Origin of the sequence: Janthinobacterium rivuli (assembly GCF_029690045.1) — a bacterium.
GTDB classification, from domain to species: Bacteria; Pseudomonadota; Gammaproteobacteria; order Burkholderiales; family Burkholderiaceae_D; genus Janthinobacterium; species Janthinobacterium rivuli.
On sequence record NZ_CP121464.1, the window covers coordinates 1,668,247 to 1,693,668 of the forward strand.

Here is a 25,422-nt window from a genome sequence, read left to right on the forward strand (position 1 = left end):
GGTCATTGCTCCTGCAAGTACTTGCGTATCAGGCGCAGACCGCCTGCGGCCGAGTCGCCCTGTGCCGGCACGACCAGTTGCAACAGTTCCGCCGGCAGGTAGGCCGACAAGGGCGCGGCCAGGCCGCCGCACAGGGCCACGGGCAAGGCGCCGGCCGGGTCGAGCGCCCTGGCGATCAGCGCGATCTGCCGGCCCGCGTCGACCAGGATGGTGCGCGCCACGGCATTGCTGGCCGCGTGTTCGAGCACCAGGCGCGCCAGTTGCGCGAAATTGGTCTGGCTGGCGGCCGCCAGCCACACTTGCATGGCGTCGCGCTGGCCGCCGCAGGCGTCGATAATGGCCGTGGCGAAGGCGCTGCCGGGCACGCGCCCGTCAACCACTTGCTGCGCGTGGTTGATGGCGCGCATGCCGATCCAGGCGCCGCCCGCCTCGTCGCCCGAGGGGAAGCCCCAGCCACCCACTTCATGGCGGCTGCCATCCGCGTGCAGCACTTCGCCCACGCTGCCCGTGCCGATGGCCACGATGGCGCCCGGCTGGCCCGCGTGCGCCCCCAGCAGGGTGGTCAGGGCATCCGATTCGAGCGCCACCAAGGCATAGCCGGGATTGTGTTCGACGAAGCTGGCGGCCCACTGCTTGTTGTGCACGCCGGCCAGGCCCAGGCCGATGGCCATGCGCTGCAACGATGGCTGTTCCAGTCCGGCCGCGCGGAAGGCCAGGGTGACGGCGTGCGCCACGGAGGTCCAGGCCCGTTCGATGCCCAGTCCCAGGCCCGATGGGCCGCTTTGTCCCTGCGCCAGTTCCTCGCCATCGAGGCGCGCCAGGCGTACGCGGGTTCCGCTGCCCCCGCCGTCGACGCCGATTATGTATTCGATCATGTTGTGCAGTCCCGCGTTTGGTTGAATGCGCCTGTCTCGGTTCTTTTATTTGTCGGGCGGCGAAAAGCTGAAGGCACTATATTGTTGCCCCGATGGCTAGTCAAGAGGTATTTAAGTGGTATTGTAAAATAGTGTGGCGCTTGACACAGCCTGCCCGAGGGTTGGCTTGCAAGTCATTGTTAGTAAAGGAATTTTTGTATGACGTGAATGGTATTGAAATTGGCCTTGTTTAATGCCAATTTTTTCGCACTGGTCTGCGCCGCGCGCTGTGGTGTTGCTTGTGTGCATGCTTGGCAAGGGACGCCATGAAGAGTAAAGTCCGCCTTTTACACCTGAGTTGGAAGAGCATGATGAACGACAAGGCAGCAAAGAGCGAGTACTGGGACGACTGGCAGCAAGAGGCGCTGGCCGCCGGCGTGTCGGCGCCGCTGGCTAAGCTGGGCATGGAAATGATGCGCACGCACCGCAAGAACCGCTGGCCGAAGGATTTCCTGGGCCGCGAAAGCGATGGCCCGGTCATGATCGAAATGTGCCTGGAAGACGAGGCGGAAACGGAATTGTTCTTTATCGAGAACCTGCATCCCTACGATGCGGAGCTGATCGAAAAGACGCGCCGCCGCCTGTGCCTGCATTGATCTGGCACTGACGTACGACTGGAACGGCCGCCTTGCGCGGCCGTTTTGCTTTTCGGCTGGCATTTTCATGGGGGAGTGTCATAATGGCCCAGGCATTTTCGCCCAGGTATGGAGTAGATAATGAGCAAGGCACAGGACAGCAAGAAAGAAGCCAAGAAGGAACCGGCCAAGACCATGAAGGAAAAGAAGGAAGCCAAGAAGGTCAAGAAAGAAGAGCGCAAGCGCTGATCATGCGCCTGCGCCGTTCATTGACGCGCCCGTGGCGTGCGCCGGCCCTGCTGGCGGCGTTCGCCCTGCTGGCCTTCGGTGTCCCCGTGTCCGGCGTGCTGGCGCAGCAAAAGCCGCCGCCGTCCACGTTCGGGCAAGTGGTGGGCAATGCCGTGCTGTGCATCGACCAGATCGACAACAAGGCCTTCTATGCCTATCTGCTGACGGCTTTTGGTCCCGCCTACAAGCATGAAGGGGGCGCCTACTGGTTCCGCACGGACGCCACCTTGTGGGGCGCGCCGATTACCGACGTGATCGTCAGCGACGACACCAGTCCCCTCGTCTTCATGGGCGTGGTGGCGGACTCGACACCGGAAAAGCTGGAACCGGCCATCCGCGGCGTGTCGGGCCTGCGTTTCAATAAACTCGACAATTCCGCCTTTCCTGTCCGTGGTTCCGTGCCTGGCAGTAAAATCGTCTACTTCCGCAGCAAGGCGAAAGTGTATTGCGCCAAATACAAGCCGTTGCCGCCCGCCCGCACCCGATGAGGGGTTCGGCTTGCCGCCGCGCATTTTGATCGTTTCATCCGCAGGGTCTCCATGTACACGCATTATTTCCAGCTCAAGCAATCGCCGTTTTCGATCGCCCCCGACCCGCGCTACCTGTTCATGAGCGAGCGCCACCGCGAAGCGCTGGCGCACCTGCTGTATGGCGTGGGCAGCGGCGGCGGCTTCGTGCTGCTGACGGGAGAAATCGGCGCCGGCAAGACCACCGTGTGCCGCTGCTTCATGGAGCAGATTCCGGAAAACTGCCAGCTGGCCTACATCTTCAATCCGAAACTGTCCGTCGAGGAATTGCTGCTGTCGATCTGCGAGGAATTCCGCATCGCCGTGGCGCCCGGCGTGGCCAGCGTGAAAGGCTATGTCGACGCCATCAACGCGCACTTGCTGGCCAGCCATGCGCAGGGCAAGAACAATGTGCTGATCATTGATGAAGCGCAAAACCTGTCCGCCGCCGTGCTGGAGCAATTGCGCTTGCTGACCAACCTGGAGACGAGCGAGCGCAAGCTGCTGCAGATTATCCTCATCGGCCAGCCGGAATTGCGCGCCATGCTGGCGCGGCCGGAACTGGAGCAGCTGGCGCAGCGCGTGATCGCCCGCTACCACCTCGGTTCGCTGACGGCGGACGAGACGGCCAGCTATATCCGCCACCGCCTGGCCGTGGCGGGCAGCACGGCGCAAACGCCGTTCGCGCCCCGTTTGATGGCGCAAATTCACGCCATGAGCCACGGCGTGCCGCGCCGCATCAACCTGCTGTGCGACCGCGCGCTGCTGGGCGCTTACGTGGAAAACCAGCCGCAAGTGACGCGCCAGATACTGCGCCGCGCCGCCGAGGAAGTGTTTGCGGAAGAGGGTAAGCCGGCTGCCGGACGGGGTCTGCGCTGGCCCCACGTGGCCGGTGGCGTGCTGGCCGGCGCCGTGGTCACGGCCGCGCTGGCCTGGCATTTCATGCCGCACGCGCCTGCCACAGTGGCCGTGGCGACAGCACCTGCCGTGGTGGCGCCGGCAGCGCCCGCTGCGGCAAGTGTTCCTGCGCCCGCGCCCGCCAGCGTGCCGGACCGCAACGCCATGCTGCGCCAACTGGCCAGCCTGTGGGGCGAGCAGTTACCGGCCGGCGACGCTTGCCAGGCGGGCGCGCGCGCCGGCCTGCGCTGCCTGCACAGCCGGGGCGGCATCGCCGAGCTGCGCGTGCTGGACCGTCCCGCCCTGTTGGCCTTGCGCGACGGGGAGGGCAGGGAACAGCTGGCGCTGCTGACGCGCTTGCAGGACGAGACGGCCACCTTGATGCTCGACGGTAAGCAGCAAAGCCTGCCGCTGTCCCAGCTGGCGCAGCGCAGCGATGGCGCTTTCACGACCTTCTGGCGTGCCCCGCGCGGCTGGCGCGACGAGGTGCCGCTGGGCGCCCGCGGCGCGGACGTGGACTGGCTGGCGCAGCGACTGGCGCAACAGCGGGGCTTGCCTGCGCCGGCCGCCAATCTGCCGCTCGACGCCGAGATGCAAGGCCAGCTGCGGGCTTTCCAGCAAAGCCAGAACCTGCGGGCCGATGGCCTGGCGGGTCCGAAAACGTATATACGCCTGATGCAGCTGGGTGACAATTCGGAGCCGCGCCTGAGCAGCGCAGCTCCTGCCGTGGCGGCGTCCGCTGCGACGGCAATGGTGGCGGGGAAATAAGATGTCCTACATACTAGAAGCACTGAAAAAATCGCAAGCCGAGCGCCAGCTGGGCGAGTTGCCGTCGATCCACGCACCGCAAGTGCAGCTGCACGATGCCGCCTCGTCCGGCGCGGCGCGGCGCGCGCCCGTCTGGCTGGCGCTGGGTGGCGTGACGGTAGCCGTGGTGGCCGCATTGCTGCTGTGGCAGCCTTGGCAGGCAGCAGCCACCGCACCGGCGGCAGTTGCTGTCGTCCCGACTGTGCTGGCCCAGGCTGTGCCCGCGCCTGTGCCGGTAGTCGTCCCGCCCGCAATCCCTGTGCCCGCGCCTGCGCCAGTGGTCGTGCCGGTGCCCGTGCCGCCAGCGGCCACCGCCGCGCCCGTGCACCATGCCAGGCCTGTGGCGGAACCAAAGCAGGAGTCGCCCGGCCAGGCCGCGCCGTCTGTCCCCGCTCCGGCGCCTGCCGTGCCCGTACCTGCGCCTGCTGCCGAAGAGACCGTCCCCGGCATGCGCGACTTGCCCGAGCCGATACAGCGGCAAATCCCTGCGGTCGCCATCGGCGGCTATATCTATTCGAAGAATCCGGCCGACCGCCTGCTGCTGATCGACAAGGTACTGCGCCACGAAGGCGAGGAGCTGGCGCCGGGACTGGTGCTGGAAAAGTTGCAGCCGAAGGCGGCCATCTTCAGTTTCAAGGGCTATCGCTACCGCGTGCCGTATTGAGTTGTTGTGCATCAAGGCCGGGCCGCCATAGCTGAACCATACTGGCCAGGCCTGGTCGAACCAGGGTCGCTGCGACCGTGTGCGCGGCCGGGGAGTTCTGATGATTGCTGCCGCAGCTGCTGGTGAGGGTGTTCTGGATGTGGGTGTGCCTGGAAACCTGGCGCGCATCGACCACATCGTCGTGCTGATGATGGAAAACCGCTCGTTTGACCACATGCTCGGCTACCTGAGCCTGGAAGGCGGGCGCGCCGATATCGATGGCTTGCAGGCCAGCCATGCCAATGTGCATGCGGGCGTCAGCTACCCCGTGCACCATTTGCGGCGCACGGCCTTTGGCCCGCAGCAAGACCCGTCGCATACGGGCATGTCGGTGGCGCAGCAATTGCAAAACAATAATGGCGGCTTTGTCGACGACTATGCGCAAACGCATCCGGGCGACCCCGACATCGATCTGGTGATGGGCTACTACAATGCATCCGACTTGCCCATGTACGATTTCCTGGCGCGGGAGTTCTGCGTCTGCGACCGCTGCTACAGTTCCGTGCCGGGCGCCACCTGGCCCAACCGCCTGTATGCCATCAGCGGCAAGGCGGCCGGCAGCCACGACAGCAAGCGCGTGCCCCTGTATGCGAACAAGTCCTTCGTGCGCCACCTCGAGCGTGCCCAGGTCAGCTGGAAATTCTATTCCGCCTGGAAGCCCTGGAGCCTGGCGCTGACGGACGACCATTACCGCTCGTCGGAAATGTACGAACCGTTCGGCTCCAGCGCGCGCCGCTATGGCTTCATCGGCGATGCGCTGGCGGGCGCCTTGCCCTCCGTCAGCTGGATCGATCCGCATTTCTTTGACAATGACGACCACCCGCCGGCCGATATCCGCGCCGGTCAGGCGCTGGTGGCGCAGGTCTACCAGGCCCTGTCGCGCGGTCCGGCCTGGGCGCGCACCTTGCTCATCCTCAGCTATGACGAGCACGGCGGCTTTTTCGACCATGTGCCGCCGGGCCCCGCCATCGATGACGACCCCGCGTTTCGCCGCTACGGCGTGCGCGTGCCCATGCTGCTCGTGTCGCCGCTGATCGCGCCGGGCAGCGTCAGCCACGAGGTGGTCGATCACACGTCGATCATCAAAACCATTTTGCAGCGCTTTTGCCGCGCCGCCGATGGCGCCTTGCCCCAGATGGGCGCGCGCGTGGCGGCCGCCAGCGGCCTGGGCGCCGTGCTGACCCTGGCGCAAGCGCGCGCCGCGCCTGCCGTGCCCGTTGCTGTGCTGGCGCAGCGGGCCGCATGGGAGGCGGAGGTGCGGGCGCAGGATTTTACGCCGCTGGCGCCCGCTTGCCAGCCTGATGGCGAAGTGGCGGCCGCTGCCGCCGTACCGTTCCAGTCCGATGCCGAGGCCGGCGCGATCGCCGCTCACCGGCAATTGGCGCGCGCGGCCAGGAATGCGCAGGCGGTGAATAGTAAAACCGCGGGAACGACAGCACCGAAGTCCACAGGCAGGCGCCGGCGGCAGGTGCCCGCCGGCGCGAAGAATGGTGGAAAACCTGGCGGCGCTTGACTTGGGCGATGCGCGGGGCAATGCGCGGCGCTGCGCCAGGCGGTCGCGCCCGTGGGGCTGCGTATAATCATTCCTTCTCAATCAAGGAGTGACCATGCACGATGCGATGCCCGCACACCCGGTACTCGGTGTGATCGGCCGTTCCGGTAGCGGCAAGACGACCCTGCTGGAATTTGTGGTGAAGGAACTGGCGGCGCGCGGCTTGCGCGTCAACCTGGTCAAGCACAGCCACCATGATCTGGCGCTGGAACCGCCGCAAAAAGACAGCGCCCGCCTGCGTTTGGCCGGGGCGGCGGAAGTGCTGGTGGCGTCGCCGTACCGTTTTGCCATCGTGCATGAGCTGCGCGGCGCGCCCGAGCCGAGCCTGGCGCAGCAATTGTCCCGCATGGGGCCGGCAGACCTGACCCTGGTCGAAGGTTTCAAGACGGATCCCATTCCCAAGCTGGAAGTGTTTCGTCCGGAAGTGGGACAGGCGCCCCTGTATCCGCACGACCCGCATGTGATCGCCGTGGCCTCCGACAGCCCGGCGCCGGCCGACTTGCGCGAAGGCGTGGAATGGCTGGACTTGAATGCGCGCGAGCACGTGCTGGCCTGGCTGCTGCTGCAGTTGCAAAATAAGCTGGAAAAATAAGTTAAAGGTTTGCCGCGGCCATCCGTTAATACTGGTAGAACCTCATTGGAGAAACGTATGGACGTCGGAAGCATTGCTCAACTGTCAACCACGATGGCGGAGACAGGCACGCGGCAAGCCGTCGGCTTGACTGTCCTGAAAAAAGCCCAGGATATCCAAAGCTCGACCGCCACTGCCTTGCTGGCAGCGTTGCCACCGGTACAGTCGGCGCCTAGCCTGCCGGCTCACCTCGGTAACCGCATCAACACGACCGCCTGAGCGCAGTCCCGCGGCGCCACTCTGGCGCTCGCACTACTTTACGCCCACACCACCGTCATCAACGGTGGCGAGTGGGCGTTTTTGTCTGCCTTTCCGCTTTCCCCCCTCCCTCTATAAAATTGACTGATTGAAGATGGTTCGCCATGGCGCGGCCGATTCAGTAGAATGACGTCCATCACCCCATGTTGCCCATCGTGCAGCCCGGGGCGTGCCGTGATTTGCCGCGATTACTTATCGATTACTTTGACCCATGCAAGAGGAATCCCCATGAACAAACGTCAAGCTCTCATCGCCGCCGCCCTCGCGGGCATCTGTGCCGGCACCACCCTCAACGCGGCCGCGCACGATGGCCCCGCTCCTGGCGACAAGGAAAAATGCTATGGCGTGGCCAAGGCAGGGCAGAACGATTGCGCCTCGTCCGATGGCGCGCATTCCTGCGCGGGCCAGGCGGAGGCGGACAACCTGCCGACCGAATGGACTTATGTTGCCAAGGGCACGTGCGAACAGGCGGGCGGCTCCGTCAAGCCCATCAAGGCCGGCAAGGCTGCCAAACCGGCCACGCAGCCCTAAGCGTCCGCCGCCTGCCCATGCCGCCGCCCATCCAGGCGCTTGCCGGCGTCGGCCTGCGCGCCGCGCATTACCGCGACTTCCTGGCGCGCAGGCCCAAGGTCGGCTGGCTGGAAGTGCACACTGAAAACTATCTGCAGCCGTCGGGCTGGGACTGGCACGTGTTGCGGACCTTGCGCCAGGATTACCCGATCAGCCTGCATGGCGTGGGGCTGGGCCTGGGTTCCGCGCGGGGCTTTTCCGAAGCCCATTTGCAGCGTGTGCGCGCCGTGGTCGAGCGCATCGAACCGGCCCTCGTGTCGGAACACCTGAGCTGGGGCGCCGTGGCGCAGCAGCAACTCAATGATCTGTTACCGCTGGCCTTGAATGGCGCCGCCCTGGATTTGTTATGCGCACGAGTGGGGCGGGTACAGGACGTGCTGAAAAGGCCGATCTTGCTGGAGAATGTCTCCACTTGCCTGCGTTTTGCCGACGATGCCATGAGCGAGGCGCAATTCCTGGCAGAGCTGGCGCGCCGTAGCGGCTGCGGCCTGCTGCTCGATATCAATAACCTGTATGTGAACCAGTGCAACCACGGCGAAGACGCTTTGGCGGCCATGCAGTCGATCGCCCCAGGCAGCGTGGGCGAGCTGCACCTGGGCGGCCATCTGCTGACGCCGCACGCCGTGATCGACCATCATGGCGCCGCCGTGGCCGATCCCGTCTGGGATTTGTATGCGGCCGCCTTGCTGCGCTTTGGCGCCATGCCTACCCTGGTCGAATGGGATACGGACTTGCCCGCCCTCGATGTCCTGCTGGGCGAGGCGGACAAGGCGCAAGCCATGCTGGCGCGCCATGCGCCGCAAGCGCCATGGCAGGGAACGGTGCTGCCGTCCCCGCCGCCGCCCGTGTTGCTTGACGCGCTGGCGGCCGGCCAGCAAGCGTTTGCCACAGCCTTGCTCGATGCTGTGGCGCCCCTGCCAGCGTTCGCGGGAGAAGCCGTGCCGCAGCGTTTCTCGCTGTACCGCGGCAACGTGAGCGCCACCTGGCGCCGCACCCTGGGCCACGCCTACCCCGTCGTGCTGGCGCTGGTGGGCGAGGCATTCTTTGGCGGCCTGGCGCGCGCGTATGGCCGCCAGTACCCGTCCGATAGCGCCGACTTGAATGAGTTTGGTGCCCGTTTCGCCGATTTTCTCGCCAGTTTCCCGCCTGTGGCCGAATTGCCTTACCTGCCGGACATGGCGCGCCTGGAATGGGCCGTGCACCTGGCCCATTACGCGGCCGATGCGCAGGGCCTGGCGCCCGAGTCGCTGGCCGCCCTGCATCCCGATCAACTGGAAGCGCGGCGTTTCAGCTTGCATCCCGCTTGCGCCTTGCTGGCGTCCAGCTGGCAAGTGGCGGCCCTGTGGCAGGCGCATCAGGAAGGTGAGGGGCAGGGGAAGTTTCCGCAGGAGTTGCAGGTGGCCAGCTGGGCGCTCGTATGCCGGACGCGCTGGAAGGCGCAGGTGCTGGTAGTGGATGCGGCCGCGCATGCGGCCTTGGTCATGTTGCAGCAGGGGCAGACGTTTGGCGCCGCGCTCGATGCGGCGTTCGAGCTGGACCCGGCATTCGACCTGGCCGCCCACTTGCGCCAGTGGCTGGCGCACGCGGTGTTGACGGCGTGACAGTTTACTCGAAGGCCCGCAGCAGGCGCGCTTCGCCCGTCTGATCGCGGTACAGGGCATTCGCGGCCAGGGTGGCGTCCATCATGCGCGTGACTTGCTCTTCTTCAAAGCGGGCCAGCTCGGCCGTGGCCGCGACGAGGGCCAGTTCCAGCCTGGCGCGCGCGCTCTGGTACAGGCTGCTGGTGTATTTGTCTGTGTTACGCAGCAATTCTTCCGCGTTTTCTATTACCTGGCGCAAGTCGCCGATCAGGCGTTCCTGGCTGCGCGTACCTTGTTCGGGCTGGTCCATGGCGCTCCCCTTCTGCAATCGATATTTATCTGACAATAACGACGTGTTGCAGCTTGATCCAGGCAGCCAGCTGGACGCATGGGGCCGCTTTCGCACCCCATGCGGGAATCAGACAGGAGCGACGACCGTGATACGGATATCGCCCACGCTGACGACCTGGTCGGCGCGGATCTTGGCGGTCTTGCGCAATTCCTTCTTGCCATCGACCTTCACCACGCCGCTATCGACCATGACCTTGCCTGCGCCACCGCTGTCGCACAGGCCGACCAGCTTCAACAGCTGGTTCAGCTCGACGAACTCGGATGTTAAATCAAAGCTTACTTTTTGCATTGTATCCCTTATTGCAACGATGTGTTTTCAACACTGAATGACGGTGTCAACTAAGATCATAGTTTACATGAAGCGAGGGAGAATGCAGGCTGAGCCTTAACTTTTGTTGGGCCGCGTCATCTCCAGGGGCACGATCCACGCGGCGAATTGCTCTTCCGTCACAAAGCCCAAGGCCAGCGCCGCTTCCTTCAAGGTCGTGCCTTCATGCTGGGCCTGCTTGGCGATTTGCGCCGCCTTGTCGTAGCCGATGTGCGGCGCCAGCGCCGTGACCAGCATCAAGGAACGCTCCATCAGGTCGGCGATGCGTGCACGGTTCGGTTCGATGCCGTGGGCGCAATGTTCGTCGAAGCTGCGCATGCCGTCGCCCAGCAGGCGCGCGCTTTGCAGGAAGTTGTGCGCAATCAAGGGCTTGAAGACGTTCAGCTCGAAATTGCCCGAGGCGCCGCCCACCGTGATGGCGACGTCGTTGCCGAACACCTGGCAGCACAGCATGGTCAGCGCTTCGCACTGGGTAGGATTGACCTTGCCCGGCATGATGGAGCTGCCCGGCTCGTTTTCCGGTATCGTGATTTCACCGAGGCCGGAACGGGGGCCGGAGGCCATCCAGCGCACGTCGTTGGCTATTTTCATCAGGGCCGTGGCCAGGGTTTTCAGCGCGCCATGGGCGGCGACGAGGGCATCGTGGGCGGCCAGGGCGGCAAACTTGTTGCTGGCCGTCTCGAACGGCTGGCCCGTCAGGCGCGCCAGTTCTTGCGCGATGCGGCCGGCAAATTCCACGTGGGCATTCAAGCCCGTGCCCACGGCCGTGCCGCCGGCGGCCAGTTGCAGCAGCGGCGGCAACGATGCCGTGATGATGTGCTCGGCAAAGTCCAGCTGCGCCACGTAGCCGGAAAATTCCTGGCCCAGGGTCAGCGGCGTCGCATCCTGCAAATGGGTGCGGCCGATTTTGACGATGTCGGCAAATTCCGTCGCTTTCGCGTCCAGGGTGGCGCGCAGCTGGCGCAGCGGCGGCAAGACCGTGTTGGCGACTGCCAGGGCGGCCGCCACGTGTATGGCGGTGGGAAAGATATCGTTCGAGGACTGGCCCAGGTTGACGTCGTCGTTCGGATGCAGCAGACGCTCGGCACCGCGCAAGCCGCCGATCAGCTCGGAGCCGCGGTTGGCCAGCACTTCATTCATGTTCATATTGCTTTGCGTGCCAGAGCCCGTCTGCCAGACGGCCAGCGGGAATTCTGCGTCATGCTTGCCGGCCAGCACTTCGTCGGCCGCCTGCGTGATGGCGATGGCTTTCTTGCCATCTAGTAATCCCAAGTCCAGGTTGACGTGGGCGGCCGCGCGCTTGACGGTGGCCAGGGCGGCGATCAGTTCGGGCGGCATCTTTTCCGTGGAGATATGGAAGTGCTCAAGCGAGCGCTGCGTTTGCGCTCCCCACAGCCGGTCGGCGGGTACGTCGATCGGGCCGAAACTGTCGCGTTCGATTCTGCTACTCATGACATCCCTTTCATCGATAGAGGTGGATCGAGTGTACTCCAGGCGTCAAAAAGGCACAGGATGATGCTGTATTGCATCATTTTTGCCGTGGCCCATCTATATTTTTGCGATTTCCTGCCGTTAAAGACAGGCGAGTCCCCCTTCTTATCCTGTTATCAAAGCGATCAGTCCATGCACAGCAGCATTATTCTCCGTTGGTCCCTGATCGCGTGCGCCGCCGCCAGCCTGGCCATGCCGCCCGTCATGGCGGCCGAACTGGGTGAGATGGCCGTGCTGTCGCACGTGGGCCAGCCCTTGCTGGCCGAGATCGAACTGACGGCACTGGCGCCCGAGGAGGCCAATGGCGTGGCCGTGCGCCTGGCCTCGCCCGATGTGTACCGCGGTGGCGGCATCGGCATGGATCCGGCCCTGCAGGGGTTGACGATCAGCCCGCTGGAGCGCGGTGGCCGCCATTATGTGCGCGTGACTACGCGGCAAGCGATCCAGGCGGGCCACGTGCATCTGTATTTATTGCTGGGCAGTGGCAATGGCGCCGTCGTGCGCCTGGGCACCCTGTGGCTGACGCCGGCGCCGCCTGCTGCCGCTGCCGTCAGTGCGCCAGCCAGGCCCGCCGTTCCGGTGCCCATGCCCATGCCTGTCCCCGCGCCGTTGCCACGCGCAGTGACTGGCGCGCCGTTGCCCGATGCTGCCGCGCTGGCGGCCCGCGCGCGTGCCGAGGGCCTGGTACGCCCGGCGCGCGTGTTCGTGCCGCCGCCCGCCGCGCCCACACCGGCTGCGCCCGCGCTGCGTGCGCCGCCGCTGCGCCGCGCCACAGCGCCCGTGGCCGCTTGCGCACCGCAGGCGGATGCCGGGCAGGCGCAAGCGTGCGTGGCGCTGGATGAGAAAAATGCGGCCCTGAATGACAAGCTCGGCGAATTGGAGGGCAAGATCGGCGCCTTGCAAAAGGCGCTGGCTCAGCCCGCCGCCGCCGCCATTGCTGCGCCGGCTGCCGCGCCTGCCGAGGCGCCGGCGCCGCATGCCAAGCCCAAGCCCCTGCACGCGGCGCCAGCCGCTGACAAGAAGGCGGGCGGCAATGGCTTGCTGTGGCTCGGTATCGGCACCGTGGCCTTCCTGTTGCTGACGGCGCTCATCGTGTATGTCGTGCGCAAGCGCAAGCAGGCGGCAGTGCCGGGCGCGCCGTCGAAATACTGGGTCTTGCTGCGCAAACCGTTCCGCCGCAAGAAAAAGGATGTGCCCGTGCTGACGGAGGCGGTGGAGGACGGAACGGTAGCCGAGCCGGAACCGGAGCCGTTCTCGCGTTAATCGTGCTGCAAAGCTGCGCTACAATTTGATATAAAAAAAGATATTGAAAAAAGACATGGATATGCTTGCCAATCGCGTTGCCTATTTCTTAAAGATGGTGTTATGATTAATTCAGTGGACTTGCTCTACGACAAAACAGCCCCAGCCTGGCGCAGTCACCAACGATAGTGTGGCGCGGCAAACAGGTGTAGCGTTGCATAAACGCCTGGGTCTGGAAGCGGTTCGCGATGCCGACGATGTGCTCGCGAACGCCGGATGCAACCGGCAGCGAGGCGACGCCAGGAGATACCTGGGGCTCGCCTTCCAAATTCCCCCTCCTTGTTCCCGAGCGCCGCAACTGCCGCGCTCCTTGCTCAGGCGGTAGATGTAAAAAAAGCACCCGCGGGTGCTTTTGTCGTTTCTGGTGCTGCAGCTTCTTACATGCGGGCGCGCGCGCCCTGCATGGCGCTCGGCAGCTGCGTCATCCACGGTTCCGTGATGGCGCGGATTTCGCGGTCGTTTGCCAGAATTTGCTTGAGCAAATCGATCTTGCGCAGGCGCGAGGCGCCGGCCAGGGCAGGCACCTTGCCCGTCATGGTCGCGCTGGCGGCGCTGGCGCACTGGTTTTCCAGGGCATCCAAGTCATTCCAGTCGCTCGAACGTGCGGCCACGACCATTTTATTGGTCATTCCTGCAATATTTTCATACATCGAGAGAACGTCGTTGGAGGTCATGAGCACACCCGTAACTAGTGAATGGATTACCGCTTGTCTAGATTAACGGCAGGTCCTGGGGGAACTTGAGGGTGTTTTTGAAAAAAAAGTGAAAATAATTTGGATAGTTTTGGCGGGCTGCCGAAATCGCCCGCCAAGCCGCATGGATGCTGGGCCGACGATGCCGGCGCTGATGGATTTATTTGACGAGTTCTTCCAGTCCCGCGCTCAGTTCGGTGGGCGGCGGCATCTTGTCGACCAGCACCGAGGGCGGCAAACCGAGCGCTTCGGCCACGTTGCTGGGGTAGCAGGCGATGATTTCTTCATTGCTCAACGCGTTTTCATCGATGCGTGCGCGCCAGGCGGCCAGGTGGATGATGGCGGCCAGGCGGTTCAGCGGCGCCTTGGCCAGCGGATCGGGAAAGGCGGCGATGGCCTCGGCAAAGGCAGGGGGGAACTTCCAGCGGCGTGCCAGTTCGGCGCCCACCTGCGCATAGTCATAGCCCAGGGAAACCCGCTCCGCGTCAAGCCGGCGCGCGTCGAGCGGCGGGGCGATCTTGTCGAGCTGCATGGCTTGTTCGGGCATGGCTGCATGGATCACCAGTTGACCGATCGCATGCATCATGCCGATGGTGAACGCCAGATCCTGGTTGTCGCCCGTCTGTCTGGCGATCCAGCGGGCCGACACGGCGCTGTGCAGGCTGTAGCGCCAGAATTGCGGCAGATTCAGTCCCGGCACGGCCTTGTAGCCGCTGACCAGGCCCGAACTGATGACGAGCGTGCGCACGGTTACAAAGCCGAGCATCAGCACGGCGTCTTCCACCGTGCCGATGCTGCGCGAGACGTGGTAATACGCCGAGTTGGCCAGCCGCAGCAGCTTGGCGCTCAAGGCCGGGTCCGCTCCCAGCTGCCGGGCGATGTCTTCGGTGGCGATGGCGGGGTTGTCGAAACTGCGCACCAGTTCATCGACGATCTTCGGGGCGGCAGGCAGGGCGTGGGGTTGCTGAAACAGCGCTTCCAGTTGCATGGCAATCTCCTTGGCATTCGCGCGGCGCGGGGTCGTGAAACTATAGGCCGATTTTTTGTCCGCATGCAAAAAAATTCCGGGGCGCTTTTTTCATGGGAAACAGGCTATGATTTTGACTATTCCATCGAAAGGATCGCCATGCACGGTTTGCGTTTTTCCTGGTCCCGGACGCCAGTCCAGGCCGCCATCATCCTCGCCCTGGCCGGCGTGTCGCTGGCCGGCTTGCCCGCCCAGGCGCATGGCCAGCAGGCGGCCGCCAGCGCCGTTGTTCCCGCTGCCCCCACGGCCTTGCCCGGCGACGATTTCTACGATTACGTGAATGGCGACTGGCTGCGCAAGACGGAGATTCCCGCCGACCGCAGCAGCTGGGGCTCGTTCGCCATCCTCGCCAACGCCACCAACGAGCGCATCATCGGTCTCGTCGAAGGCTTGTCGGCGGCGCCGCAGGCCGATGCCTCGGCGCGCCAGGTCAGCGATTTTTACCGTTCGTGGATGGATGAATCGGCTATCGAAGCGAAAGGCTGGGCGCCGATCAAGCCGCTGCTGAAGAAAATCGATGGCATACGCGACCAGGCGGGACTGGCCCGCGCGCTGGGCGAAAGCTTGCGCGCCGATGTCGACCCGCTCAACGCCACCAATTTTTATACGGAAAACCTGTTCGGCCTGTGGGTGGCGCAAGACTTGAACGACACCACGCGCAATGTGGCGTATCTGCTGCAGGGCGGGCTGGGCTTGCCTGACCGCGCGTTCTACCAGGGCGACAGCGCCCGCATGCAGGGCTTGCGCGCCGGCTACCAGGCGCATATCGCGGCCATGCTCAAGCAGGCCGGCTACAGCGATGCGCCGGCCCGCGCCGCGCGCGTGTTTGCGCTGGAGCAGCAAATTGCCGCCAGCCACGCCAGCCGCGAGGATTCGGCCGATGTCGCCAAGGGCAATAATGCGTGGCGCGCCGCCGACTTCGCCAGCAAGGCGCCTGGACTGGACTGGAAAGCCTTCTTCCAGGCGGCCGGTCTGGGCCAGCAGACGGATTTCATCGTCTGGCATCCGACGGCCATGACGGGCAGCGCGGCCCTGGTGGGTAGCGTGCCGCTGGCCACGTGGAAGGATTTTCTGGCCTTCCACGCCATCAATCATTTCAGCACGATTTTGCCGAAGGCGGCCGCCGAGCAGCGCTTCGCCTTCTATGGCAGCGCCCTGAGCGGCACGCCGCAGCAGTCGCCGCGCAGCAAGCGCGCACTGGCGGCAACCAACGCGGCCCTGAGCGACGCCGTCGGCAAGCTGTACGTGGAGCGCTATTTCCCGCCGGAATCGAAGGCCCGCGTGCAGGAGATGGTGACGAATATCGTCGCCGCCTTCTCGCGCCGCATCGACAAGCTGGACTGGATGGCGCCGGCCACCAAGGCGCAGGCGCAGGAAAAACTCAAGACGCTGTACGTGGGCGTGGGCTATCCGGAGCGCTGGGACAGCTATGCGGGCTTGCGCGTGGTGCGTGGCGACGCGCTGGGCAATGTGCAGCGCGCGGAACAGTTCCACTATCGTCAGGAGCTGGCCAAGCTGGGCCAGTCGCCCGACCGCAAGGCCTGGGCCATGCCGGCCCAGCTGGTCAACGCCGTCAACCTGCCGCTGCAAAATGCGCTGAACTTCCCGGCCGCCATCCTGCAGCCGCCGTTTTTCGACCCGCAAGCATCCGATGCGGCCAACTATGGCGGCATCGGCGCCACCATCGGCCACGAGATCAGCCACAGTTTTGACGACCAGGGCGCCCAGTTCGACGCCCAGGGCAAGCTGCGCGACTGGTGGACGCCGGCCGACCTGGCGCATTTCCAGACAGCATCCAAGCAACTGGTGGCGCAGTTCGCGGCCTATAAACCGTTCCCCGACCTGGCCGTGAATGGCCAGCTGACCCTGAGCGAAAACCTGGCCGACCTGGCCGGCGTGGCGGCCGCGCATGACGCGTTCACCCTGTCGCAGCAGGGCAAACCGGTGCAGCCTGGTGCGGACCGCGATTTCTTCATCGGCTACGGCGTCAGCTGGCGCAGCAAGGCGCGCGAAGCGGCGGCGCGCCAGCAAATCCTCACGGACGGCCATGCGCCGGCGCAATACCGCGCCGCCACCGTGCGCAACCTCGACGCCTGGTACCCGGCCTTCGACGTCCAGCCGGGGCAGCAGCTGTACCTGGCGCCGGAGCAGCGCGTGCGCGTCTGGTAGTCATTGACGGTGCCGCACGCCTAGCGCGCCGGCACCGTAAAATGGCGGAACATATCGACAGGACCGCCATGAAGCCGAACCCGCAGCAAGACCCCATCCACGCCATCACGGGCCGCACCCTGGCCCATTACGACGCCAGCGCCGAGCAGTTTTTCGAAGGCACGCGCGACCACGACGTCAGCCAGAACATCAGCGCGCTGCTGGCCGCCATCGGCAAGCCGGCGCCGCTGGCGATCCTCGACCTCGGTTGCGGCCCGGGCCGCGATCTGAAAGCGTTCACGGCCATGGGCCACCATGCGACCGGCGTCGATGGCAGCGCCCGCTTCGTCGAGATGGCGCGCGCCTACAGCGGCTGCACCGTCTGGCGGCAGGATTTCGTCGACCTCGACCTGCCTGCCGGTCACTTCGACGGCGTGTTCGCCAATGCCGTGCTGTTCCACGTGCCCAGCGCCGCCTTGCCCGGTGTGCTGCGCGCTTTGGTCGCGTGCCTGAAGCCCGGCGGTGTGTTGTTCAGCTCGAACCCGCGCGGGCAGAACCAGGAAGGCTGGAATGGCGCCCGCTACGGCAGCTACCACGACGAAGCGACGTGGGCCGCCTACCTGCAGGCGGCCGGTTTCAGCCTGATCGAGCAGTATTACCGTCCGCCCGGCTTGCCGCGCGAGCAGCAGCCGTGGCTGGCGACGGTCTGGCGCAAAGCGGGCTGATTTCGCGTCATTAGCTGATTTTTGGCATGTGTTAGGGACCGTACATAGTTTTTGCAACCTCAAGCGTAGTATGGACACATCGACACGCAGCAAGCAGTTTGCAACAGCGTGTGAGCCGCAGTACCGGCCCTTCGGGGCAGGACAACAGATGTACCAACTACAGTGAGGATCCATCATGAACAAAGATCAAGTCGAAGGTAAACTGAAGGAAGTCGGCGGTAAAATCCAGGAACAAGCTGGTAAACTGGTCGGCAGCGAAGAACAGCAAGCCAAGGGCCTGGCAAACCAGGTCGAAGGCAAAGTGCAGAAGAAAGTGGGCGATGTGAAAGATGCGGTCGAGACCGTAACGCGCAAGCCATAATCTGACGCACGCATAAAAAAACCGCCGCCTGTCGCGAGACAGGCGGCGGTTTTCATTTGCGGGCGCGCTTTACTTCGCGACGCCCAGGTTCTGCTTGAAGAACATTTCAATTTTCTTGTACACGTGGCGCTGGCCCGCGCGCGACGAGATGCCGTGCTTGGCGCCCGGGTACGTCATCAGGTCGAACTGCACGCCGCGGTTCACCAGCGCGTCGATCAGGCGCGTGCTGTTGCTGAACAAGACGTTGTCGTCGGCCATGCCGTGCACCAGCAGCAGCGGCGACTTCAGGCCGTCGAGGTGGGCGAACACGGTGCTGGCCTTGTAGCCATCGACGTTTTCCTTCGGCATGCCGAGGAATTGCTCCGTGTAGTGGGTGTCGTACAGCGACCAGTCGGTCACGGGCGCCACGGAAACGCCCATGGCGATCTTGTCGGATGCGGCCGACAGCAAGCGCAAGGTCATGAAGCCGCCGTAGCTCCAGCCGAACACGCCGATGCGTTTCGGGTCGACGAAGCTTTGCTTGCCCAGCCAGTCGATGCCGACCAGCTGGTCGGCCACTTCGGCCGCGCCCAGATTATGGTAGATGGCATCCGTGAACGCGCGCTCGCGGCGCGACGAACCGCGGTTATCGAGGCGGAAGACGACAAAGCCTTGCTGCGCCATGTACTGGTCGAAGTTGTTGCCCCAGCGGCGCGCCACGTGCTGCGAGTGCGGGCCGCCGTAGGTCGACAGGTAGACGGGATAGCGCTTGCTTGCGTCGAAGTTCGACGGCTTGACGATGGAGTAATACAGCGTCTGGCCATCGTTGGCCTTCAAGGTGCCGTACTCCGTTGGCAGGTGGTCCGCCTTGTATTTGGCGTACGGGTGACTGGCGTTCAGCGCGTTTTCTTCCAGCCAGCCCACCATGGCGCCGTCCGGGCGGCGGATGCTCACTTGCGGCGGCGTGGCCGGGTCGGAATACGTGTCGACGAAGACTTCGCCATTGCGCGAGAACGTCGTGTCGTGCCAGCCATCGGCTTTCGTCACGCGCTGCGGCTTGTCGGCCGTGCTGCCGTCCAGGGCCAGGGCGTAGGTTTGCTTGTCGATCACGGCGTCGCGGTTCGACGCGACGAACACTTTACCCGTCTTCTGGTTCACGGCCAGCACGCTGTCGATGCCCCATGCGCCGGAAGTGACCGGGTGCAGCAGCTTGCCGCTCATGTCGTACAAATACAGGTGGTTGCGGCCCGTGCGCTCGGACGACCACAGGAAGGTGCCGTTCGACAGGAAGCGCAGGTCGTCATGGATGCTGACCCAGGTCTTTGACGTTTCCGTCAGCAGGGTGCGTTGCGCCAGCGTGCTTGCATCGACGGCTACCAGGTCGAGGGTCTTCTGGTCGCGCGACTGGCGCTGGTACACGAGCGACTTGCTGTCCGCGCTCCAGTCGGCGCGCACCAGATAGATGTCCGGGTTCGTGCCCAGGTCCACCTGGCGCTGCGCGCCCGTTTCCGGAGAGACGATCAGCAGCTGCACCAGCACGTTCGGGTCGCCGGCGGCAGGGTAGCGCTGCTCGACGACGTCGGTGCGGTCGGCGAAGATTTCAAAGCGGCGCACGACGGGCACCGGTGCTTCGTCATAGCGTTTATACGCGATGGCGGAATCGTCGGGCGCCCAGTAGTAGCCGGTGCGCTGGCCCATTTCTTCCTGCGCCACGAATTCGGCTTCGCCGTTGCGGATGGTGCCCTTGCCATCGGTCGTCAGCTGGCGTTCCTGGCCCGACTTCAGGTCGATCACATAGATATTCTGGTCGCGCACGAACGAGACATAGCGGCCTTTCGGCGAGATTTTCGGATCGAGCACATTGCCCTTGGCGACCAGACGCGCCTTGTCCGGGTGGGCCGCGTCGACCAGATACAGATTGCCGGCCAGCGGCACCAGCAGCTGCTTGCCATCGGGCGACCAGCTGTAGCTGAGAATGCCGTTCAGGCTGGCCGTGCGCTCGCGTTCGCGGCGCGCCTGCTCTTCGGGCGAAATCGTTTCATTCGGCACCAGCGCCTTCGAGTCGACCAGGCGGTGCGTGCTCTTGTCCTTCAGCTTGAATTCCCACAGGTCGAGCTGGAACTGGTTGTCCGCGCGGCCGCGCAGGAACGTGACTCGCTCGCCGTCTGGCGAGACCTTCAGGTAGCGCACGCCGGGGCCGGCCAGTGCCGGATCGGCGTGGATGCGTTCCAGGGTCAGCTTTTCAGCCGATGCGGGAACGCTGGCCATCGCGGCCAGAAAACAAAGAATAAAACGCATGGATGTCTCGGTAGTTGGAAGGATGAAGGGCACTGCATGCATAGGCGAACTTGAGCGTTGCCTAAGCGTAAGACGATACCAGAGCGTGCCTCTTTATGCGATAGCCCCGGCCACGGAATATGGGGGCGCTGGCCGTATTTCCTTCGCTGGAAATATCCGATAGCCACCCATTCCATGGCGCTTTATGCGGTTCAGGCCAATATCGACCCTGCGATCACGGTCAGGCACGCGCCGCCTATCCAGGCCTGGCCATCGCGGAAGCGGACGGATACGCGGCCGTCGCGTTGCAGGCAGGTGCCTTGGCGGACGCTGTAGTCGCCACCGGCCAGCAGCTGCGCGATGCAGGCATTGGCGCTGCCCGTGACGGGGTCTTCCACCAGCGCGCCATGTTCGCTGAGCAGCGCGCGCACTTCGTAGTCGGCCGGTCCGCCTGCTGCGTGCGGGCCGTACAGCGCCAGGCCATCGGTCCCGGAGGCGGCCAGCAAGGCCGTCAGCGCGGCGATATCGGCGCGTACGGCCAGGCAGGCGGCGGCGCTTGCCAGCGGCACGCACAGCCAGCGGATGCCCATGTCGACGACGCTGCCGGCAGCGGCTGGCGTGCCGGCCAGCGCTGTTTGCAGCAGCGGCAGCAGAGTGGGTTCGAGCGCACGCGCCGTGCAGGGCGGCGCCTGGAACGCCAGCACGCCGCCCGCCTGCTGTTCAATGTGCACCAGGCCGACGCCGCATTCCTGCACGATGCGTGCGCCTTTCGGCTGCAGGCCCGCATCGAGCAGGGCGTGCGCCGTGCCCAGGGTCGGGTGGCCGGCAAACGGGAATTCCGTCTCGGGCGAAAAGATACGCACGCGGTAGTCGGCGGCGGGGTCGCGCGCCGCCAGCACGAAGGTGGTTTCCGACAGGCCGGTCCAGCGCGCAATCGCCTGCATCTGCGCGTCATCCAGGCCGTCGGCGTCGAGCACCACCGCCAGCGGATTGCCCTGGAAGGACACGCTGCTGAAGACATCGACTTGCTTGAAGGGGCGCGGTTGTGGCATGGCGGTTTCCTTGCAGGAGGGTCAGGCGGCGCGCAGGCGCTGCAGCGACAGCCGGTTCAGATACCAGGTCAACAGCACGGCCGCCACCGTCAGGCCAGTCACCAGGCCGATCCAGAAGCCGGCGGCGGCCATCGGCTCGGCCGGCGACCAGATGAAGCTTTGCGGCGCGAGGCCCAGCACGTAGCCGATCGGCAGCGAGAAGCCCCAGAAGGCCAGCAGCTGGATCAGCATCGGCTGGCGCGTCACCTTGTAGCCGCGGATGGCGCAGGACGTGGCCACCTGCGTCGCGTCGGACAGCTGGAACAGGGCGGCGAACAGCAGCAGTTGCGCACACAGTTCCTGCACCTGCGGGTCGGACGTATAGGCTTGCGCGATCTGGTGGCGGAAGACGGTGATGACGGTGGCCGAGACGATGGCCGCCGTCAGCGACATGGCCACACCCACCCACGAAATGAAGCGCGCGCGGCGCAGATTGGCTTCGCCCACGGCATGGCCCACGCGCGTCACCAGCGCGATGCCGAACGTGAGCGGCACCATGAAAACGACGGACGAGAAATTCAGGGCGATCTGGTGCGCCGACACCTGGATCACGCCGAAGCGCGCCACCAGCAGGCTGATGACGCCAAAGGCGCTCACTTCGGCAAAGTAGGTCACGCCGATGGGCAGGCCCAGGCGCAGCATGGGGCCGATGGACGACAGCTGCGGCCCTTCCCAGTGCGTGAACGGATACGTGGCGCGGTAGGCGGGCGCGATCCTGATCCAGGCCAGCATGGCCAGCAGCATCATCCACACGCAGCAGGTGGTGGCCACGGCGCAGCCCACGCCGCCCATCTTCGGCATGCCCCAGTGGCCGTAGATCAGCAAATAGTTGACGAGGATATTGAGGCCCAGCGCGGCCAGCGCGATCACCATCACGGGCTTGGTCTGGTTGATGCTGGTGCTGTAGCCGTACAGCGCGCGGTAGGCGGCGAACGGCGGCAGCGCGCAGCTGATGATGTGCACGAACAGCTTGGCCTTGGATGCGACGGCCGGTTCCAGCATCAGGTGGTCGAACACCAGCGCCGCCATGTTCGTCAGCAGGCAGGCCACCAGACCCACGAGCAGCGCCTTCCACAGCGACTGGCGCACGATGTGCGGCACCTTGTCGTGGCGCGCGGCGCCGATTTCATGCGCCACCAGCGTATTGATCGCCATCATGATGCCGCTCACGGTGACGAGCACGATGGACCAGATGGCCGCGCCCAGCGAGACGGCCGCCAGTTCCTCGGGATTCGTATGCCCCGTCATCGCCACGTCGGCCGCGCCCATGCCGACGGTGGCCAGCTGGCCGATCAGGATGGGCCAGGCCAGCTTCCACAGCGACGAGACTTCAGTGCGGATGGCGGGCAGGGTGAACGAGGTGGTGTGTGGCATGGCGGCAAGCTTGACGAAACACAAGATTCTACCGGCATTCGCCGTGCTTGTCCGCCGTGGCGCCCCGAGGGGCCGGGCGCGGTAATCATTTGTTACAGCTAAATGGGCCAGTCGCGGCTAGACTGCGTGCTCTATTTGGCAAGATGACCAAATAGTCACACCGTACTATCCTGACTATGGAGCAAGACCATGCTGAGACACACCCTGAACTGCGCCCTGTTGCTGGGCGCCGCCATGACGGCCGAACTGGCCGGCGCTGGCGAACTGACCCTGTATTCGCGCGACGATTTTCACGGCCGCTCGCAGACCGTGCGCGATACGGTCGCCAACCTGGAAGACGTCCGTTTCAACGACACGACGCAAAGCATCCGCGTGCGCTCGGGCCGCTGGGAAGCGTGCGAGGAAGCCGATTTTCGCGGTGATTGCTTCCTGCTCGAGGCGGGCGAGTATCCATCGCTCGATGAACGCGCCAACAAGATCACCTCGCTGCGCGAAGTGCGCGGCGGCTGGGGTGGGCATCCGGGCCGCGATCGTGACCGTGGGCGAGATCGGGACGGCCGCTGGGAACGCGACCGGGAGCACGGCCATTTGCCGGGGCGCTCGCTGGGCGGCGAACTGACCTTTTACACGCGCGACGATTTCGCCGGCCGCAGCTTGAGCGTGCGCAACTCTTCAGCCGACTTGCGCGAGCGCGATTTCAACGACACGGTGCAAAGCGTGCGCGTGCGCTCCGGCTATTGGGAAGTGTGCGAGGACGTAGGCTTCCGCGGCCGTTGCCGCACCCTGGAACCCGGTGAATACGCGAGCCTGGAACGCATGAGCAACCGCATCTCGTCGGTGCGCGAAGTGCGCTGACGCCAGACTGGCAAGCGTAGCCGGTCCCTGCCGGGGCCGGCTATTGCTTTTAGTAACAATTTATTGTGCTTTTCCCATACTTTGTTACACCGTTTTTTTCTGCGGATGGTTACACTGGCATCAGTTGTCATGTCGATCATTTGTCTTGAGCGACCTTCCGTGGGGGAGGGCGCTTGTTACAATGGCATCCTGGCGTTTTGGCCAGGCAAATCATCACCAAAGAATGAAGAATGGAGTTAATCATGACGGGCCCTCTCAAACACACGCTGGCATGCGCGGCGACCTTGCTGCTCTCGCTGGGGGGCCATGCGGCCGCCCATGCGGGCGAGATCACCCTGTTCCAGGATGACAATTTCCGTGGCCGCGCCGTGACCCTGCGCGAAACGGCGGACAACCTGTCGCCCCAGGGCTTCAACGACAAGGTGTCGAGCATCGTGGTGCGTTCAGGAACCTGGGATGTCTGTACCGATGCCGGCTTCCGCGGCAGGTGCAAGACCCTGGGGCCGGGCGAGTACGCCTCGATGCCTGGCATGAACGACGCCATCAGTTCAGTGCGCGAAACGGGGCGCGGCGATGGCTACAATCCGGGACGCCCGGGGCGCGATCCGGACCGTGGCAATGGCGGCTATGGCCGTGGCGGCAGCCTGGAAGTGTATTCGGGCGCGGGCCAGAATGGCGGCTCGGCGCGCCTGAACCGCGATACGGACGATTTCGTCGGCATCGGTTTCAATGACCGCACCACGAGCATCGTGATCCATAACGGCTACTGGCAGCTGTGCAGCGATTCGAACTACCAGGGCACTTGCCGCATTTTCGGCCCTGGCCGCCACGACGACCTGGGGCGTGGTCTTGACGGACGCGTGTCGTCGGCGCGCATGGTCGACGAGCGCGAAGCGCGCCGCCAGCAGCAGTACGAGAATCAGTACCAGCGGCCGCAGTACGAGCAGCAGTACCCGCAATATCAACAGCCGCAATACCAGCAGCCGCAGTACCAGCAGCGCGGCGCCGTGCTGCTGTTCCCCGAGGCGGGCATGCGCGGCGAACCGCTGGCGCTGGAGCGCAACGCGGAGGACCTGGTGCGCTTCAATTTCAATGACCGCGCCTCGTCCATCATCGTCAATGAAGGCCAGTGGGAAGTGTGCAGCGATTCGAACTTCCGTGGCCGCTGCGAAGTGATCGGGCCGGGCGAGTATGGCCGACTGAACGCCATGGAAAACCAGATTTCCTCGCTGCGCCGCGTACGCTGATTCCTTCCTGATTCAGTGTTGCCACGCCGCCTGCCGGGTTGATCCCGCCAGGCGGTTTTTACATTCCCAGCCGTGTGATGACATTTGCTTGCCCTTTGTTACACTCGCCGCCTGCCGCCTGGACTACACTGGCGAAAATGTCTCAGTATTGGAGTTGTCATGGTTCGATCTTTCCGCCCCGCGCTGCTGTGCGCCGCCACCTTCCTTGCCCCGCTTGCCGCATCGGCGGGCGAAATCACCCTGTTCCAGGATGCCGGTTTCCGCGGCCGCCCCGTCACCCTGCGTTCCGACGCGGGAGAGTTGTCGCGCATGGGCTTTAACGACAAGACCTCGAGCATCATCGTGCGCTCGGGTACCTGGGAAGTATGCAAGGACGCCAATTACCGGGGCAACTGCCGCACTCTGGGGCCGGGCCGCTACGACACCATGCCGGGCATGAACGACGCCGTTTCCTCCGTGCGCGAAGTGGGCCGCCCGGGCCATGGCGGCGGCCACCGCCCGTATCCGCCGCGCCCGGAACCGGAACGTCCTCATCCCGGTTACCCCGGCCACGGCGGCGGCCACCGTCCCGACATGAATGGCGCCGTGCTGCTGTACCCCGATGCCGGCATGCGCGGCCGGCCCGTGCGCCTGGACCGCGAGGTGCATGACTTGAACCGCTATGGTTTCAACGACCGCGCCGAATCGCTCGTCGTCAATTACGGCCGCTGGGAATTCTGCGTCGACGCCAACTTCCGCGGCCGCTGCGTGGTGATGGGTCCGGGCAGCTACGGCCGCCTGCACGGTGGCCTCGACCGCCGCATTTCCTCGCTGCGCCGCGTGCGCTGATTCCGCCGTCGGGCAGCGCTGTATTGTGCACACGCTGTCCAGCGCCCAATTCGTGTACTCTTCCC

The 25,422-nt window shown here is 64.8% G+C and carries 25 protein-coding genes; 16 read left to right on the top strand and 9 right to left on the bottom strand.

What is annotated here, in order from left to right; translation table 11 throughout:
• Positions 1 to 2: 2 nt before the first annotated feature.
• A complete protein-coding gene (locus P9875_RS07440; RefSeq protein WP_278317970.1) occupies positions 3 to 875 on the bottom strand; it encodes a BadF/BadG/BcrA/BcrD ATPase family protein in 873 nt (290 codons plus the stop codon).
• Positions 876 to 1,222: 347 nt separating this feature from the next.
• Between P9875_RS07440 and P9875_RS07445 the strand changes: the two genes are divergently transcribed.
• The 9 genes from P9875_RS07445 (at position 1,223) to P9875_RS07485 (ending at position 9,302) form a co-directional block, all read left to right on the top strand.
• Positions 1,223 to 1,510, top strand: coding sequence for a hypothetical protein (locus P9875_RS07445; protein ID WP_035825453.1), 288 nt, complete (start codon positions 1,223 to 1,225; stop codon positions 1,508 to 1,510).
• A 230-nt stretch (positions 1,511 to 1,740) separates the two neighbouring features.
• Complete coding sequence (locus P9875_RS07450) at positions 1,741 to 2,265, top strand: hypothetical protein (RefSeq protein ID WP_176391051.1); 525 nt, start codon at positions 1,741 to 1,743, stop codon at positions 2,263 to 2,265.
• Positions 2,266 to 2,316: 51 nt separating this feature from the next.
• On the top strand, positions 2,317 to 3,948 hold the full coding sequence (locus tag P9875_RS07455) for an AAA family ATPase (protein ID WP_278317971.1): 1,632 nt from the start codon (positions 2,317 to 2,319) through the stop codon (positions 3,946 to 3,948).
• A gap of 1 nt (position 3,949) precedes the next feature.
• Entirely contained in the window at positions 3,950 to 4,651 is a 702-nt protein-coding gene (locus tag P9875_RS07460; protein WP_278317972.1) for a general secretion pathway protein GspB, read from the top strand.
• Positions 4,652 to 4,751: 100 nt separating this feature from the next.
• The gene (locus tag P9875_RS07465) at positions 4,752 to 6,203 is read left to right on the top strand and encodes an alkaline phosphatase family protein (RefSeq protein ID WP_278317973.1); all 1,452 of its coding nucleotides are present in this window, start codon (positions 4,752 to 4,754) and stop codon (positions 6,201 to 6,203) included.
• 94 nt (positions 6,204 to 6,297) lie between these two features.
• Entirely contained in the window at positions 6,298 to 6,834 is a 537-nt protein-coding gene (mobB, locus tag P9875_RS07470) for a molybdopterin-guanine dinucleotide biosynthesis protein B (protein WP_278317974.1), read from the top strand.
• Positions 6,835 to 6,891: 57 nt separating this feature from the next.
• The gene (locus P9875_RS07475) at positions 6,892 to 7,092 is read left to right on the top strand and encodes a YjfB family protein (protein ID WP_034781856.1); all 201 of its coding nucleotides are present in this window, start codon (positions 6,892 to 6,894) and stop codon (positions 7,090 to 7,092) included.
• Between the two features lie 267 nt (positions 7,093 to 7,359).
• Positions 7,360 to 7,662, top strand: a complete 303-nt coding sequence (locus tag P9875_RS07480; RefSeq protein ID WP_077400619.1) for a DUF2282 domain-containing protein — start codon at positions 7,360 to 7,362, stop codon at positions 7,660 to 7,662.
• 17 nt (positions 7,663 to 7,679) lie between these two features.
• Positions 7,680 to 9,302: a DUF692 family multinuclear iron-containing protein gene (locus P9875_RS07485; protein WP_278317975.1), complete on the top strand. Its 1,623-nt coding sequence runs from the start codon at positions 7,680 to 7,682 to the stop codon at positions 9,300 to 9,302.
• A 4-nt stretch (positions 9,303 to 9,306) separates the two neighbouring features.
• Here P9875_RS07485 and P9875_RS07490 read toward each other — a convergent pair whose 3' ends face one another.
• The 3 genes from P9875_RS07490 to fumC form a co-directional block, all read right to left on the bottom strand.
• Positions 9,307 to 9,591, bottom strand: coding sequence for a hypothetical protein (locus P9875_RS07490; protein WP_035825472.1), 285 nt, complete (start codon positions 9,589 to 9,591; stop codon positions 9,307 to 9,309).
• A 108-nt stretch (positions 9,592 to 9,699) separates the two neighbouring features.
• On the bottom strand, positions 9,700 to 9,921 hold the full coding sequence (locus P9875_RS07495; protein ID WP_278317976.1) for an RNA-binding S4 domain-containing protein: 222 nt from the start codon (positions 9,919 to 9,921) through the stop codon (positions 9,700 to 9,702).
• A gap of 96 nt (positions 9,922 to 10,017) precedes the next feature.
• Positions 10,018 to 11,412: a class II fumarate hydratase gene (gene fumC / locus P9875_RS07500; protein WP_278317977.1), complete on the bottom strand. Its 1,395-nt coding sequence runs from the start codon at positions 11,410 to 11,412 to the stop codon at positions 10,018 to 10,020.
• A gap of 171 nt (positions 11,413 to 11,583) precedes the next feature.
• Here fumC and P9875_RS07505 point away from each other — a divergent pair, with 171 nt between their 5' ends.
• A complete protein-coding gene (locus tag P9875_RS07505; RefSeq protein WP_278317978.1) occupies positions 11,584 to 12,714 on the top strand; it encodes a hypothetical protein in 1,131 nt (376 codons plus the stop codon).
• 416 nt (positions 12,715 to 13,130) lie between these two features.
• On the opposite strand, the gene P9875_RS07510 is transcribed toward P9875_RS07505, so the two are convergent.
• Together P9875_RS07510 and P9875_RS07515 are read right to left on the bottom strand one after the other, a co-directional pair.
• Positions 13,131 to 13,382 (bottom strand): flagellar protein FliT, encoded by a 252-nt coding sequence (locus tag P9875_RS07510; protein ID WP_235211804.1) that lies wholly within the window; start codon positions 13,380 to 13,382, stop codon positions 13,131 to 13,133.
• Positions 13,383 to 13,605: 223 nt separating this feature from the next.
• Positions 13,606 to 14,433: an HDOD domain-containing protein gene (locus P9875_RS07515; protein WP_278317979.1), complete on the bottom strand. Its 828-nt coding sequence runs from the start codon at positions 14,431 to 14,433 to the stop codon at positions 13,606 to 13,608.
• 138 nt (positions 14,434 to 14,571) lie between these two features.
• Here P9875_RS07515 and P9875_RS07520 point away from each other — a divergent pair, with 138 nt between their 5' ends.
• The 3 genes from P9875_RS07520 (at position 14,572) to P9875_RS07530 (ending at position 17,706) form a co-directional block, all read left to right on the top strand.
• Positions 14,572 to 16,641 carry a M13 family metallopeptidase gene (locus P9875_RS07520; RefSeq protein ID WP_278317980.1) on the top strand — a complete coding sequence of 690 codons (2,070 nt, stop codon included), beginning with the start codon at positions 14,572 to 14,574 and terminating at the stop codon, positions 16,639 to 16,641.
• A gap of 68 nt (positions 16,642 to 16,709) precedes the next feature.
• On the top strand, positions 16,710 to 17,345 hold the full coding sequence (locus tag P9875_RS07525) for a class I SAM-dependent methyltransferase (RefSeq protein WP_278317981.1): 636 nt from the start codon (positions 16,710 to 16,712) through the stop codon (positions 17,343 to 17,345).
• Positions 17,346 to 17,520: 175 nt separating this feature from the next.
• Entirely contained in the window at positions 17,521 to 17,706 is a 186-nt protein-coding gene (locus P9875_RS07530) for a CsbD family protein (protein WP_035825486.1), read from the top strand.
• A 69-nt stretch (positions 17,707 to 17,775) separates the two neighbouring features.
• Here the strand turns inward: P9875_RS07530 and P9875_RS07535 are convergent, their stop codons facing one another.
• The 3 genes from P9875_RS07535 to P9875_RS07545 all read right to left on the bottom strand — a co-directional run bounded on the left by P9875_RS07535 (position 17,776) and on the right by P9875_RS07545 (position 22,427).
• Positions 17,776 to 19,983, bottom strand: coding sequence for a S9 family peptidase (locus tag P9875_RS07535; RefSeq protein WP_278317982.1), 2,208 nt, complete (start codon positions 19,981 to 19,983; stop codon positions 17,776 to 17,778).
• 191 nt (positions 19,984 to 20,174) lie between these two features.
• The gene (locus P9875_RS07540; protein WP_278317983.1) at positions 20,175 to 21,014 is read right to left on the bottom strand and encodes a PhzF family phenazine biosynthesis protein; all 840 of its coding nucleotides are present in this window, start codon (positions 21,012 to 21,014) and stop codon (positions 20,175 to 20,177) included.
• A 21-nt stretch (positions 21,015 to 21,035) separates the two neighbouring features.
• Positions 21,036 to 22,427 (bottom strand): MATE family efflux transporter, encoded by a 1,392-nt coding sequence (locus P9875_RS07545; protein ID WP_278317984.1) that lies wholly within the window; start codon positions 22,425 to 22,427, stop codon positions 21,036 to 21,038.
• A gap of 189 nt (positions 22,428 to 22,616) precedes the next feature.
• Between P9875_RS07545 and P9875_RS07550 the strand changes: the two genes are divergently transcribed.
• The 3 genes from P9875_RS07550 (at position 22,617) to P9875_RS07560 (ending at position 25,357) form a co-directional block, all read left to right on the top strand.
• Positions 22,617 to 23,282: a beta/gamma crystallin family protein gene (locus P9875_RS07550; RefSeq protein ID WP_278317985.1), complete on the top strand. Its 666-nt coding sequence runs from the start codon at positions 22,617 to 22,619 to the stop codon at positions 23,280 to 23,282.
• A gap of 242 nt (positions 23,283 to 23,524) precedes the next feature.
• Positions 23,525 to 24,529 carry a beta/gamma crystallin-related protein gene (locus P9875_RS07555; protein ID WP_278317986.1) on the top strand — a complete coding sequence of 335 codons (1,005 nt, stop codon included), beginning with the start codon at positions 23,525 to 23,527 and terminating at the stop codon, positions 24,527 to 24,529.
• 159 nt (positions 24,530 to 24,688) lie between these two features.
• Entirely contained in the window at positions 24,689 to 25,357 is a 669-nt protein-coding gene (locus tag P9875_RS07560) for a beta/gamma crystallin-related protein (RefSeq protein WP_099400878.1), read from the top strand.
• Positions 25,358 to 25,422: the final 65 nt, after the last annotated feature.

Coding starts and splice junctions, on each gene's coding strand:
- P9875_RS07440 (WP_278317970.1), bottom strand. CDS start 875: ATGATCGAATACATAATCGGCGTCGACGGCGGGGGCAGCGGAACCCGC.
- P9875_RS07445 (WP_035825453.1), top strand. CDS start 1,223: ATGATGAACGACAAGGCAGCAAAGAGCGAGTACTGGGACGACTGGCAG.
- P9875_RS07450 (WP_176391051.1), top strand. CDS start 1,741: ATGCGCCTGCGCCGTTCATTGACGCGCCCGTGGCGTGCGCCGGCCCTG.
- P9875_RS07455 (WP_278317971.1), top strand. CDS start 2,317: ATGTACACGCATTATTTCCAGCTCAAGCAATCGCCGTTTTCGATCGCC.
- P9875_RS07460 (WP_278317972.1), top strand. CDS start 3,950: ATGTCCTACATACTAGAAGCACTGAAAAAATCGCAAGCCGAGCGCCAG.
- P9875_RS07465 (WP_278317973.1), top strand. CDS start 4,752: ATGATTGCTGCCGCAGCTGCTGGTGAGGGTGTTCTGGATGTGGGTGTG.
- mobB (WP_278317974.1), top strand. CDS start 6,298: ATGCACGATGCGATGCCCGCACACCCGGTACTCGGTGTGATCGGCCGT.
- P9875_RS07475 (WP_034781856.1), top strand. CDS start 6,892: ATGGACGTCGGAAGCATTGCTCAACTGTCAACCACGATGGCGGAGACA.
- P9875_RS07480 (WP_077400619.1), top strand. CDS start 7,360: ATGAACAAACGTCAAGCTCTCATCGCCGCCGCCCTCGCGGGCATCTGT.
- P9875_RS07485 (WP_278317975.1), top strand. CDS start 7,680: ATGCCGCCGCCCATCCAGGCGCTTGCCGGCGTCGGCCTGCGCGCCGCG.
- P9875_RS07490 (WP_035825472.1), bottom strand. CDS start 9,591: ATGGACCAGCCCGAACAAGGTACGCGCAGCCAGGAACGCCTGATCGGC.
- P9875_RS07495 (WP_278317976.1), bottom strand. CDS start 9,921: ATGCAAAAAGTAAGCTTTGATTTAACATCCGAGTTCGTCGAGCTGAAC.
- fumC (WP_278317977.1), bottom strand. CDS start 11,412: ATGAGTAGCAGAATCGAACGCGACAGTTTCGGCCCGATCGACGTACCC.
- P9875_RS07505 (WP_278317978.1), top strand. CDS start 11,584: ATGCACAGCAGCATTATTCTCCGTTGGTCCCTGATCGCGTGCGCCGCC.
- P9875_RS07510 (WP_235211804.1), bottom strand. CDS start 13,382: ATGACCAATAAAATGGTCGTGGCCGCACGTTCGAGCGACTGGAATGAC.
- P9875_RS07515 (WP_278317979.1), bottom strand. CDS start 14,433: ATGCAACTGGAAGCGCTGTTTCAGCAACCCCACGCCCTGCCTGCCGCC.
- P9875_RS07520 (WP_278317980.1), top strand. CDS start 14,572: ATGCACGGTTTGCGTTTTTCCTGGTCCCGGACGCCAGTCCAGGCCGCC.
- P9875_RS07525 (WP_278317981.1), top strand. CDS start 16,710: ATGAAGCCGAACCCGCAGCAAGACCCCATCCACGCCATCACGGGCCGC.
- P9875_RS07530 (WP_035825486.1), top strand. CDS start 17,521: ATGAACAAAGATCAAGTCGAAGGTAAACTGAAGGAAGTCGGCGGTAAA.
- P9875_RS07535 (WP_278317982.1), bottom strand. CDS start 19,983: ATGCGTTTTATTCTTTGTTTTCTGGCCGCGATGGCCAGCGTTCCCGCA.
- P9875_RS07540 (WP_278317983.1), bottom strand. CDS start 21,014: ATGCCACAACCGCGCCCCTTCAAGCAAGTCGATGTCTTCAGCAGCGTG.
- P9875_RS07545 (WP_278317984.1), bottom strand. CDS start 22,427: ATGCCACACACCACCTCGTTCACCCTGCCCGCCATCCGCACTGAAGTC.
- P9875_RS07550 (WP_278317985.1), top strand. CDS start 22,617: ATGCTGAGACACACCCTGAACTGCGCCCTGTTGCTGGGCGCCGCCATG.
- P9875_RS07555 (WP_278317986.1), top strand. CDS start 23,525: ATGACGGGCCCTCTCAAACACACGCTGGCATGCGCGGCGACCTTGCTG.
- P9875_RS07560 (WP_099400878.1), top strand. CDS start 24,689: ATGGTTCGATCTTTCCGCCCCGCGCTGCTGTGCGCCGCCACCTTCCTT.